This window comes from Oceanicaulis sp. UBA6590 (genome assembly GCF_002433705.1).
In the GTDB taxonomy this organism is placed as follows: domain Bacteria; phylum Pseudomonadota; class Alphaproteobacteria; order Caulobacterales; family Maricaulaceae; genus Oceanicaulis.
Window position 1 is genome coordinate 1 of sequence record NZ_DJIQ01000056.1, and the last position, 10852, is coordinate 10852.

Below are 10852 nucleotides of genomic sequence, written 5' to 3' on the forward strand. Positions count from 1 at the left end.
GCGCGGGCCGACGAGACCCTGCGCGAGACCGTGCTGCGGGCCGGGGCGATTCGCTTCAAGCCGATCCTTCTGACCGCGCTGGCGGCCATGCTGGGCGCGTCTGTGATCCTGTTTGACCCGATCTTCCAGGGCCTCGCGATCTCGCTGCTGTTCGGCCTGTTGTCTTCGACCCTCCTGACCCTGCTGGTGATCCCGGCGGTGTATGTGGTCTTCAAGGACCCGGACACGCCCTATCGGGGTGATGTGAAAAAATCGCAGGCCTGACCCGAAAAAGGGGAACTCAACGAAACTTGATCCGTTCTGGTTGCCGGGTGGACGCCTTAAGCATAGGTTAACCTTAACAGAGGGTGGACGCTTGGGGTGAGGCGGGACAGGCGCACATGCATGAACAGGATCGATATTCCTACGGGTTAGGCTGGATCTGGGCTCTTGCGGGCCTGATCGTGATCATCTTGCTGATTTTTGGCGGATGGCGCATGGCCGGCATCATGTGGGGCGAGGATCATGACGATCCGATCTACCTCGCTTGCACCGACACCTATGGCGACAAGAACTGCCAGTGCTTCGCCGGCATTCTGAGCGTTCAGCTCTCCCAGCGGGCCTATCAGTCCTATGTGCGAGATCTGGAGCGCGACGCCTATCGCCGCCGCTATTTCGACGGGCGGCTGGCGCAGAACACCTTCACCGGGCGCGATGCGCGGGTATGCGTGGATGCGTCCGACATTTGCGGCGTGCCGGTGTGCGAGCCGCCCCGCTATGACTATTACCAGGACAGCTATGGCGCGGATGACGCCTATGGCCCGCAAAGCCAGGAACGGCCTTATGGCTCCAGTCCGGGCGCATGGGGCGAGGATTCATGAACCGCTTCTCCATCCTTCTCACTCTGGCGCTGGGGCTGATGCTGGCGGGCGCCACGGCGGCCTTCCTGGCGTCGGACAGTGATGCGCGTCAGTCCATTTTCGATTTCCAGCCCGAGCCGGACCCGGCGGATGAGCGCGACAGCCTGTCCTCGCGCGATGAGGACTGGGAGCCGCGCACCCTGGCCGAAGCCTCGCGTCAGCAAGGGCGCTGGACGCCGCGGGGCGGTCAGCGCGGCTATGCGTCTCCCGGCTATCAGCGCCCGGGCTATCAGGGCCCGAACAGCTGGCTCAATCCGAACCGGAGCTGGTTCCCGCGCAACCGCGATTCCTTCCCGGCCGAACCCTGGCCCTTCCATGTGGAAACCGTGGACCCCGATACCGGCGGCACGAACGCCACGCTGGTGTGCGTCGAGGGCGCGGCGGAGTGCGTGCCCCGGCCCATCGCCGCGCGGGTCTATAGTGAGGCCGCGCGCTACTGGCTCCTGCGCGGGGACGCCGAGCTGACCACGCTGGAGCTCGATTGCGGCGAGACCTATTCCTCGATCATCGATTTCGGGTGCGAGCGCGCCGGCGGACGCCCGTTGATGCCGGAATCGCGCGAAGCGGCGATGCGCTACTGGAACCGATCGGTGGCCTGGGGGCGTCCGTTCGGGGCGCAATCCTCGATCCTCGCCCAGCGTCGCCTGCAGGCCCATCTGGTGGACTGCCCCGTCACCCAGGACAGCCTGGCGCGCATCGCCCGCGACCCGGACCGGGTCATGGCGGATGTCATCGGGCTCAATCTGCGTCAGGCCGCGTTGTCCGCGCTGGGCTATTACAATGGTTCGATTGACGGAACCTATGGCGCGGAGACGCGCCGCGCCGTGCGCGCCTTCCAGCGCGAGCTCGGCTATGACGAGACCGCTTCGCTGACCCCGCGCCAGACCGCCCAGCTGATGTGTCACGCGGCCCAGACGGCCCGTGATCCCAGCGTCCAGAACGTTCTGGGGATCATGCATGCGGTGGGTCTGGGCGTGGTGCAGAACACCGATCTGGCGCTGGAATGGCTGGAAATGGCTGCGGTGCGGGGCGATCCCGACGCCAATTTCAATCTCGCCGTGATCTATGGCACGGGCGCGGTCTTCGGCTCTTACCGCCTGTGCGCCATCGTGGAGAATCCCGAACGCGCCGACGCCTATCTGCGTGACGCCGCCGATCTGGGACACGATCTGGCGCGCCGGTTCCGCACGACGCCCGAGCTGGCGCGGGCGCCGAGCGCCCAGGCCCGCTGGGCGCGGATCCGGCAGGAGATCGAGGAAGAAGCCAGTGAGACGCCCGGTCGTGGGGAACGGGCGATGGAAATCCTGCGCAACGCCATGCGCGCCCGCGTCCCCCCGGCCGACGCCGGGTGTCTGGACGCCAATGCGAGCCGGTGACGGCAAGATCGAGAGGACAGGACCGATGCGCAAATTGACCCTTCTCAGCGTGCTGATCAGCGCCGCCGCGCTCGCAGGCTGCAAGACCGACCCGACCTATGTCCATCCGGTCGATCCCTATTATCCGCCCAGCACGGCCCCGGTGGAGGCGACGGCGGACGCGCTCGCCATCGACACGGCGCTGCAGGTTTGCGAGGTGGATTCCCTGCGCGCCCAGCGGGATGAACGCATCGAGGCCGCGCGCGCGCTCCTGATCACGGGCTATGCGTCCGGCGGCGACGTCAACGAGCGCTATGAAGAGACCGAGGGCACGCTGCGCGTGGATCAGCCGCCTTCAGGGCCGCAAACCGAGCGGACCGAGATGCTGCGCGCCTTCGAGCTTGATCTCGACGCCGCCTACCGCTTCGCCGAGGGGTCCTGCCGGGCCTATGCCGCCTGCATGCACCAGCGCGATTACCAGGAAGGCGCCTGCATCGGCACGCTTCATTCCTGGGAACGCGCGCAGGACCGCTTCACCGACGTCTCGCTGTCGCTGGCCGAAATCCGCGCCGAGATCGCCACGCCGAGCCGCCATCACCGCGGTTACGGGCATGGCTATGACCGGGACCGCTATGATCGCCGGTATCACCGGTCGCGCCGGGATCGCGATTGCGAGGGCGTGATTGCGGATCTGTTCACCACAGACGCGTGCGATCGCCGACACTAGGACCTGAACGGGCGCTCTCGGGCGCCCGTTTCGCTATCGGGTCTGATAGGGCTCCACCGAGCGCACAACCATGGAATAGGCGGTTGCGGCGAGATCGGTGTCCACCCGTTCGATTTCCATCCGGCCTTCCACCCAGACCGGCTCCCACAGACTGTCAAAGCGGATCAGCTCCGGCGAGCGCAGATAGACGATCTGGTTCGGCGGCGGCGGCGGCGTGTGCACGCAGGCCCCGTGATAGGGCAGGAGCAGGAATTCCCGCGCCGAACTGTTTTCCGAGAAATCGAGCGGCAGGATATAGCCGGGCATGCGCACAACGAGGCCATCGAGATCCTCGACCACATTGAACGTGCCGATCTGGCCCTCGACCTCGCTTTGCTGGCCCATCATGCTCATCAGGGACGGGTCGGCGCGGCCTTCGCTGAGCGCCTGCAGGGCTTCAAGGTCCTGTTCCGGCAACAGATCGCTCCAGGCCAGAACTTCCGCTTCGGCGTCGGGATCCACGGCGACCAGGCTTGTATCCGTGTCTTGCGGGGCGGGCGTGGTCTCGCCACAGGCGGTGATCGCAAAGCAGGCAAGCACACTCAGACCAATCCGTCGCAAGATCACGATTAACACTCCCGTAAAGGATTGCAGCCTTCTCTGTAGAGGGAGAGAGAAGTGCACGCAGTTTTAAGAACTTTCTGTCACAAACCTTCTGAAGAGCCGCGAAAAGCGGTCCCGGAGGTGGTGTAATGGGTCGTATAAACCCATCAGAACAAAATCAGAAACACGACATCAAGGCGCGTATGCGGCAAGCGCAGTATGAGCTGGTGTCAAAAAGCGCGCTGCGCGCCGTTCCGCTGAATATCGTGAACGCGCTGCTGCTGACCGCAATCATCCATCCTTATGTGAACACGGTGTCCCTCTGGATCTGGGCGGGACTGCTGTGTGTCGGGCCGTTCTTGCGGTTCGGGGCGATGTTGAGAGCGCGTCGCGCGGATCGTGCGCCCAATGATGCGGAGATGTATCTGTACATTGCGCTGTCGGCCGTGGTCGGCCTGGCCTGGGGCGCGACCCCGCATCTTCTGTCTTCCAACACGCCGACGCTCGTATCGCAGATCGTCGGTCTGGTGATTGCGGGCATGGCGGCCGGCGCTGTGCTGACCTCCGCGGGCGAACGGCGCGTGATCCTGGCTTACGCCGCCCCCTCGCTGACGCTTTGGGCGGTCGCCCTGCTGCGCATTGATCTGTCCACGGGCGCCATCGGGGCCGTGATGCTGGCCGGCTTCCTGCTGGGCATTACGATGCTGGCCAAGACCTACGCCAATACCCTGCTGGATTCCGTGGCGGCCAATATCGCGCTGGAAGAGGCGAACAAGAAAACGCTCGAACAGGCGGCGGCGCTCGCCCGGCTGGCCGAGCACAATGACCAGGCCGCCCGCAAGGCCGAGGAAACGGCGCGGTCGAGCGCTGTGCTTCTGGCCAATATGAGCCATGAGCTGCGCTCGCCGCTCAATGGCGTGCTCGGCATGGGCCAGCTTCTGGACAAGACCCGTTTGTCAGACGAGCAATCGCTGATGGTCTCGCGTCTGCTGGAAAGTGGTGAGAAGCTTGAGGGCCTGATCAATACGGTTCTGGAAGTCTCCCGTATTGACGCGGGGCGGATGGAGCTGATCCTCGAAGACATCACCGCGTGTGATTTCGCGGACCGTCTGCGTCGCGAACACGCCCCGCATGCGGCCGCCAAGAATATCAGTTTTGATGTCGAGTTTGACGGCGACGGGTCGCGCGCACTGCGCGCCGATGGCGGTCGTCTGATGCATATGTGCCGGATCCTGGCGCACAATGCGATCCGCTTCACCGATGAGGGCGGGGTCACGGTCAATCTGACCATGCGTGAGGATCAGCCCGGCCTGTCCGCCTTGCGGATCTCGGTGATCGATACCGGGTCCGGCGTGCCCGAGAGCTCGCGCGAGCAATTGTTCAACGCCATGGGCAAGGACGCCATTGATGACAACATCAAGCAGGCGGGAACGGGCCTCGGTCTGCATCTGGTCCGCAAGCTGGCGGAAATGATGCATGGCGAAGTCGGCTATGCGCCGGCGGAGGAAGGGTCCGGCTCGGTATTCTGGTTCGAGGTGAAGCTGCGTCACTCCATCAAGGCGGACCGCTTCGCCGATGGTGAGCAGATGTCGGTCTCGAGTCGCCGCCTGCGCATACTGGTCGGCGAAAGCGATCCGGCCCTGCGCTCGGTGCTGCTGGGCTATCTCAAATCCTTCAACTGCGTGGTCACCTGCTCTGGCAGCTCGGTCGAACTGGTGGATGCGCTGGGCGCCTCGGCCTATGACGCGGTGATCCTGGGGCACCAGCTTGAAGACTCCGAGGCCGAGGACGCCTCCGCCGATGTGCGGGCGCTGCCGTCCACGGCCGCGATGACCCCGATCCTGCGCCTTGTGCCGGAGCTGGATGCGCCCTTGCGAGTGAACGCCATGGAGACGCAGGTGCGCTCGCCGGTCAGTGCGGATGTCCTGATGGACGGGCTGAAACAGGCGCTCGCCAATGATCCGATCGCCAATGCCCAGCTCTATCGCATTGCCTGACCGCAGATCTCACGCGACATAAAAAAGCCGGCGGTGACGCCGGCTTTTTTCATGGGGAAGGGCGGCGGCTCAGGCTGCGCCATGCATCCGGTCGGGGGCGGACATCCGCCAGTCCGGGGTCAGCAGGCGATCCATCTCGGCAAAGAAGGCTTCGCGCTGGATCGGTTTTGAGGCGTAGCCGTCCATGCCGGCGCGCAGGCATTGCGCCTGCTCCTCGCGCAAGGCGTTGGCGGTCAGCGCCAGAATGGGCGTCGCGCGCACCGGGCTTCTCATCTGGCGGATGCGTCGGGTGACCTCAAGGCCGTCCAGGCCCGGCATCCGCACATCCATCAGGATCAGGTCGAACCCGTCTGTCTGCAACAGCTCCAGCGCCTGCTCGCCGGTTTCGCAGATGGTGCAGCCCCATCCGCGCAGGTTCAGGAAGCCTTCGATCACTGCCCGGTTCATGGCGTTGTCCTCCACCAGAAGGATGCGGGGCGCCAGGGCGTGCGCCGTCGCGCCGCCGGCCTCCTCAGGCCGGGCCGGGCTTGGGCTGTCCGTGTCGGCCAGGCCCAGCGCCAGCTCGAACCAGAAGTGCGCGCCGGGCTCGTGGCTGGGGTCATGGGCGATCGTGCCGCCCATGAGATCAACGAGCTGTTTGCAGATGGCCAGCCCCAGGCCAGTCCCGCTGGCGGTCTGTCGCGCCTCGGGTTCGGCCTGCATGAAGGAGGTGAACAGCGCATCGTGCGCGATCGGCGGCACGCCGCATCCGGTGTCGGTCACCTCTCCGCGCAGGATGACGCGCGTGGGGGTGAGCGGGGTCAGCGCCAGGCGCACATCCACGGCGCCCTCATCGGTGAACTTGATGGCGTTGCCGATCAGGTTGAACAGGATCTGCTTGAGCCGGACCGGGTCGCCCAGCAGCGGCTTGGCCGTATCGCCCTCGGTGCGGACCTCGAAGTTCAGCCCCTTGGCCTGTGCGCGTCCGCGCCAGAGCTGGGACGCCGCCTGGGCGAGATCGTTCAGGGTGAAGTCGACCGAACGCAGCTTCATCTTGCCGGCCTCGATCTTGGACAGGTCCAGCACGTCATTGAGCAGGTCGAGCATGACCTCGCCACCCTGCTGAATGCTCTGGGTCAGCCTGCGCTGCTCCTCATCCAGGGCGGTCTCCTGAAGCAGCTGGGCCAGGCCCATCATGCCGCTCAGCGGGGTGCGGATTTCATGGCTCATCGTCGCCACGAACTCGGTCTTGATCTTGTTCGCGGACAGGGCTTCAAGCCGCGCCTGCCCCAGCTGCTCGGCGAGGGCGACCAGCTTGCGATTGCGCTCCTCGCTCTCAGACTGGATCATCCGCATCAGGCCGACGCCCGTGCCCACCCCGGCATAACGGCCGTTCTCGGTGATGATGAAGCCGTCAAACAGGGCCGAGATGCGGTCGGTGACGATGTGGCGGCTGAGCTGGGACAGCAGATGGTTGCTGTCGACCACCAGCGGGTCCTTGTCCATCACATAGGTGACAGGGCGTTTGGCGAAGAGCGCCCGGCCATGAGTGTCCGCCATGCGCAGGAAGAAGGCGTTGCGCGCCACAAGGCCGATCGGCTTGCCCGCTTCAACCACGGCGCAGACCAGAAGATCGCTGTCTTCGGAGAACAGGTCATAGACCTCCGATCCGGTAATGACGGGGTCCAGAACAGGCGCATTCTGCAAAAGGGTGCGAACCGTGCGGCTCATGGGCTCGGGCTCCTGGGGCAGGCGGTGAAATCGCGCCTACCCAACACGCCAGGCCCTTGCCGCGCCCTTAATTGAAGGCGTGTTTCACGGAAGGTTCATCGAAAAGTCGCGTTATTAAACCTGGGGTTACGCTGTCTGTTCGCGCACCCAGTCGGTAAAGCCCGATGCGCTCAGCGGGGCGGTGGTCTCAAGCGCCAGAATGCAGGGTTCATCATAGGGATGAAGCGCGAGCAGGGCGTCGCGCGTCTGCTCCGCCGCCTCCGCCGAGGTCTTGAACAGGGCGATGATCTCACGCTCGCTCTGCACCTCGCCCTCCCAGCGATAGATCGACCGGCTCTCTCCCAGAAGGTTGGCGCAGGCGATCAGACGGTCCTCCAAGAGACGGCCCGCGGCGCGCTCCACGCTCTCCCGGTCAGGCCAGGTGGTGTAAAGGACGATGACGCCCTTGGCGGCTTCAGTCATGGTCGAGCTCCTTGCAGGCACGGCTCATAAGCAAGATATACTGGCTACATGGATACACGCGCTTCATCAAACGCAGCCCTGGTGCTGTTCTCCGGCGGCCAGGATTCCGCCACGTGCCTCGCCTGGGCGCTGTCGCGCTTTGAGCGGGTGGAAACGATCGGGTTTGACTATGGCCAGCGCCATGAGGTGGAGCTGAAAGCCCGCCAGCGGGTTCGCGATGAGATGCTCAAGGCGTTTCCAGCCTGGGCGGAACGGCTGGGCGAGGATCGTCTGGTGGATCTGTCCGGCTATGGCGCGCTGGCGGAAAGCGCGCTGACGGCGGACATGGAAATCGTCATGACCGAACAGGGCCTGCCCTCCACTTTCGTGCCGGGGCGCAATCTCGTTTTTCTCACGGTCGCCGCCGCGCTTGCCTATCGTCGGGGCATCGACGTGTTGGTGGGGGGGATGTGCCAGACCGATTATTCAGGCTATCCCGACTGCCGCGAGGACACGATCCAGACCCAGGCGAGAGCGCTGGGGCTGGGGCTCGATCGCCCGACCGTCATCGAGACGCCGCTGATGCATCTGGACAAGGCCCAGACCTGGTTGCTCGCGCATGAGCTGGGCGGAGAGGCGCTCGTCGATCTGATCGTCGAGCACAGCCATACCTGTTATCGCGGCGAGCGCGGCCAGCGCCATGACTGGGGCTATGGCTGTGATGACTGCCCGGCCTGCGAGCTTCGCAAAAAGGGCTGGGCCCAGTGGCGCGAGGGCGCGGCGGGCTGATGACCTATTCCGTCAAGGAAATGTTCCTGACCGTGCAGGGCGAGGGCGGCCAGACCGGCCGGCCGGCGGTGTTCCTGCGCTTTGCGGGCTGCAATCTGTGGAGCGGGCTCGAGCGCGATCGCGCCAGCGCCATCTGCCAGTTCTGCGATACCGATTTTGTCGGCGTGGACGGGGTGAATGGCGGCAAGTTCAAGACGGCCGAAGCGCTGGCGGAGAAGGTCGCGAGCCTGTGGCCGGGCGGGGGCGAGCCCTATGTGGTCTGCACCGGGGGCGAGCCGCTCTTGCAGCTGGACAAGCCGCTGATCGACGCCCTCCACGAAAAGGGGTTCAGGATCGCGGTCGAGACCAATGGCACCATCGAAGCGCCGGACGGCATCGACTGGGTGTGCGTCAGCCCCAAATCCACCGCGCCCTTGAAGCAGACCTCCGGCGATGAGCTGAAACTCGTCTACCCCCAGCCCGAGGCCATGCCTGAACTTTTCTCAGGGCTCGATTTCAAGCAGTTCCGGCTGCAGCCCATGGACGGGCCGGACCAGATGAAAAATGCTCAGGCCGCGTTCGAGTATTGTCTGCAACATCCTCAATGGATGCTCAGCCTGCAGACCCACAAATGGATCAATGTGCCCTAGGCGGGCGTGTCGTCGCAGAGCTCGGTGACGAACTTGTCCTCGACCACGCTCTTGCCCGGCGTCACCACGCCCACGGCGCCGCCCACCACCTTGCCGGCGGCGCCCACTACGGCGCCGGTTGCGCCGACCGCGAGATCGGCGGTCTGCACCACGATGCAGCCGGGCGTCATCATCACGGCGGCGAGGGCGATCATCACAAGGGCGGGTCGGGTCATGGCGCGCTCCACAGAAAACCCGGCGGAGCAGGGGGCTCCGCCGGGTCTTCTGTCTAGCGACTGGCGCTTAAGGCCGGGTGAAGAGGCGCCTAGAGCGAATCCACCATCACGACTTCGGCGTCCTCGATCGCGGTGATCTCGATCACGGGTTCATCGACGATCGCGGCCCCGTCGCGCGGCCCCACGGTTTCCTCATTGACAGTCACCGCGCCCTTGGCGAGGGCCAGATAGGCGTGACGTCCCTCTTCAAGGGCATAGCGGACAGACTGGCCGGCTTTCAGCGTCCCGCCCAGAACCCGCGCATCGGCGCGGATGGGCAGGGCGTCTTCATCGCCCTTGCGGCCCGAGGCCAGCACCACCAGCTCGCCCGCCTTGTCACCCTTGGGGAAGGTCCGACTCTCCCAATAAGGCTCTCCGCCGCGTTCATCGGGCATGATCCAGATCTGGAAAATGCGGGTCAGCTCGCTTTCACGATTGTATTCGGCGTGACGGATGCCCTTGCCCGCACTCATCACCTGCACATCGCCCGCCACCGTGCGGCCCTTGTTGCCCAGGCTGTCTTCATGGGTGATGGCGCCGTCACGCACATAGGTGATGATCTCCATCTCCGCATGGGGGTGCGGGGGGAAGCCGGTGCGAGGCTGGATCTCGTCGTCGTTCCAGACCCGAAGCGCGCCCCAGCCCATCCGTTTGGGGTCGTGATAGGAGCCGAAGCTGAAATGGTGTTTCGCGTTCAGCCAGTCGATCTGGAAGGCGCCCAGATCTTCGAAATACCGTACATCAATCATGACGAACCCTCCTTAGCTCGTGTGTTGGACACACAGATAGAGACGGGAGGCGGCGGCATTAACCGGCGGGTTGGACGGTGAGTTTTGCCGATCCGGAAAGGATCATTCCGCCGGCGCGGGAACAGGCGCTGTCCCGGGCTTGAGCGTGAAGCGCGGCAGCAGCCAGTGCACCAGCGGGCCAATGGCGACGGCATAGAGCACGGTGCCGAGGCCCACCGTGCCGCCCAGGGCAAAGCCGCTCGCCAGCACCACAAGCTCGATCCCCAGGCGCACCCGGCCCACCGGCCAGCCCGTGCGCCCGCACACCCCGGTCATCAGGCCGTCGCGCGGGCCCGGACCCAGGCCCGCGCCGATATAGCTGGCGGTGGCGACGCCATTCAGGCCAATGGCGCAGACCAGGAGGAGGGCGCGCATTGCGTAGCCGGTCAGCTCGGGCATGACGAACAGGGTCAGGTCCGCCACTGTTCCGATCAGCAGCACATTCATGACGGTGCCGATCCCCGGCTTCTGCCGGATCGGCCACCAGGCCAGAAGCACCAGAAGGCCGACCAGATTGACGGTCATGCCGAAGCTCAGACCGATGCGGTCCGACAGGCCCTCATGGAACACATCCCAGGGATCAAGACCCAGATTGGCGCGAACCATCAGGGCCAGCGAGACGCCATAGGCCGCGAGGCCCAGGTGCAACTGGATCAGACGTTTTATCAACATGGCACGCAT

Annotated in this window: 13 protein-coding genes; 7 read left to right on the top strand and 6 right to left on the bottom strand. The window is 65.0% G+C overall.

Features of this window, described 5'->3' with window-relative positions; all coding sequences use genetic code 11:
* From B2Z70_RS11470 to B2Z70_RS11485, 4 genes are all read left to right on the top strand, one after another.
* The coding region (locus B2Z70_RS11470) for an efflux RND transporter permease subunit (RefSeq protein WP_292983407.1) at positions 1-264 on the top strand (264 nt) is incomplete at its 5' end.
* A 116-nt stretch (positions 265-380) separates the two neighbouring features.
* Positions 381-860: a hypothetical protein gene (locus B2Z70_RS11475; RefSeq protein ID WP_009801680.1), complete on the top strand. Its 480-nt coding sequence runs from the start codon at positions 381-383 to the stop codon at positions 858-860.
* Positions 857-2275: a peptidoglycan-binding protein gene (locus B2Z70_RS11480; RefSeq protein ID WP_009801679.1), complete on the top strand. Its 1419-nt coding sequence runs from the start codon at positions 857-859 to the stop codon at positions 2273-2275. Before B2Z70_RS11475 ends, B2Z70_RS11480 begins: the two co-directional genes overlap by 4 nt.
* A 25-nt stretch (positions 2276-2300) precedes the next feature.
* Positions 2301-2981: a hypothetical protein gene (locus B2Z70_RS11485; protein WP_009801678.1), complete on the top strand. Its 681-nt coding sequence runs from the start codon at positions 2301-2303 to the stop codon at positions 2979-2981.
* 33 nt (positions 2982-3014) lie between these two features.
* On the opposite strand, the gene B2Z70_RS11490 is transcribed toward B2Z70_RS11485, so the two are convergent.
* Positions 3015-3587, bottom strand: coding sequence for a DUF3299 domain-containing protein (locus B2Z70_RS11490; protein ID WP_009801677.1), 573 nt, complete (start codon positions 3585-3587; stop codon positions 3015-3017).
* Between the two features lie 179 nt (positions 3588-3766).
* On the opposite strand from B2Z70_RS11490, the gene B2Z70_RS11495 reads away from it, so the two are divergent.
* A complete protein-coding gene (locus tag B2Z70_RS11495; RefSeq protein WP_292983411.1) occupies positions 3767-5560 on the top strand; it encodes an ATP-binding response regulator in 1794 nt (597 codons plus the stop codon).
* 69 nt (positions 5561-5629) lie between these two features.
* Here the strand turns inward: B2Z70_RS11495 and B2Z70_RS11500 are convergent, their stop codons facing one another.
* Positions 5630-7270, bottom strand: a complete 1641-nt coding sequence (locus B2Z70_RS11500) for an ATP-binding protein (protein WP_292983413.1) — start codon at positions 7268-7270, stop codon at positions 5630-5632.
* 126 nt (positions 7271-7396) lie between these two features.
* Positions 7397-7732, bottom strand: coding sequence for a divalent-cation tolerance protein CutA (gene cutA / locus B2Z70_RS11505; RefSeq protein WP_292983415.1), 336 nt, complete (start codon positions 7730-7732; stop codon positions 7397-7399).
* A 48-nt stretch (positions 7733-7780) separates the two neighbouring features.
* Here cutA and queC point away from each other — a divergent pair, with 48 nt between their 5' ends.
* Positions 7781-8500, top strand: a complete 720-nt coding sequence (gene queC, locus B2Z70_RS11510) for a 7-cyano-7-deazaguanine synthase QueC (protein ID WP_292983417.1) — start codon at positions 7781-7783, stop codon at positions 8498-8500.
* A complete protein-coding gene (queE, locus tag B2Z70_RS11515) occupies positions 8500-9129 on the top strand; it encodes a 7-carboxy-7-deazaguanine synthase (RefSeq protein WP_292983419.1) in 630 nt (209 codons plus the stop codon). Before queC ends, queE begins: the two co-directional genes overlap by 1 nt.
* Here the strand turns inward: queE and B2Z70_RS11520 are convergent.
* The 3 genes from B2Z70_RS11520 to yczE all read right to left on the bottom strand — a co-directional run bounded on the left by B2Z70_RS11520 (position 9126) and on the right by yczE (position 10843).
* Complete coding sequence (locus B2Z70_RS11520; protein WP_040612508.1) at positions 9126-9344, bottom strand: hypothetical protein; 219 nt, start codon at positions 9342-9344, stop codon at positions 9126-9128. The genes queE and B2Z70_RS11520 overlap by 4 nt on opposite strands.
* Before the next feature lie 89 nt (positions 9345-9433).
* The gene (locus B2Z70_RS11525; RefSeq protein ID WP_292983422.1) at positions 9434-10132 is read right to left on the bottom strand and encodes a pirin family protein; all 699 of its coding nucleotides are present in this window, start codon (positions 10130-10132) and stop codon (positions 9434-9436) included.
* Positions 10133-10234: 102 nt separating this feature from the next.
* Positions 10235-10843, bottom strand: a complete 609-nt coding sequence (gene yczE, locus B2Z70_RS11530) for a membrane protein YczE (protein ID WP_009801669.1) — start codon at positions 10841-10843, stop codon at positions 10235-10237.
* Positions 10844-10852: the final 9 nt, after the last annotated feature.

Excerpts from the sequence above, each read along its gene's own strand:
- queC (WP_292983417.1), top strand. The coding sequence starts at position 7,781 with ATGGATACACGCGCTTCATCAAACGCAGCCCTGGTGCTGTTCTCCGGC.
- B2Z70_RS11480 (WP_009801679.1), top strand. The coding sequence starts at position 857 with ATGAACCGCTTCTCCATCCTTCTCACTCTGGCGCTGGGGCTGATGCTG.
- B2Z70_RS11475 (WP_009801680.1), top strand. The coding sequence starts at position 381 with ATGCATGAACAGGATCGATATTCCTACGGGTTAGGCTGGATCTGGGCT.
- B2Z70_RS11495 (WP_292983411.1), top strand. The coding sequence starts at position 3,767 with ATGCGGCAAGCGCAGTATGAGCTGGTGTCAAAAAGCGCGCTGCGCGCC.
- cutA (WP_292983415.1), bottom strand. The coding sequence starts at position 7,732 with ATGACTGAAGCCGCCAAGGGCGTCATCGTCCTTTACACCACCTGGCCT.
- queE (WP_292983419.1), top strand. The coding sequence starts at position 8,500 with ATGACCTATTCCGTCAAGGAAATGTTCCTGACCGTGCAGGGCGAGGGC.
- B2Z70_RS11485 (WP_009801678.1), top strand. The coding sequence starts at position 2,301 with ATGCGCAAATTGACCCTTCTCAGCGTGCTGATCAGCGCCGCCGCGCTC.
- B2Z70_RS11525 (WP_292983422.1), bottom strand. The coding sequence starts at position 10,132 with ATGATTGATGTACGGTATTTCGAAGATCTGGGCGCCTTCCAGATCGAC.
- yczE (WP_009801669.1), bottom strand. The coding sequence starts at position 10,843 with ATGTTGATAAAACGTCTGATCCAGTTGCACCTGGGCCTCGCGGCCTAT.
- B2Z70_RS11520 (WP_040612508.1), bottom strand. The coding sequence starts at position 9,344 with ATGACCCGACCCGCCCTTGTGATGATCGCCCTCGCCGCCGTGATGATG.
- B2Z70_RS11500 (WP_292983413.1), bottom strand. The coding sequence starts at position 7,270 with ATGAGCCGCACGGTTCGCACCCTTTTGCAGAATGCGCCTGTTCTGGAC.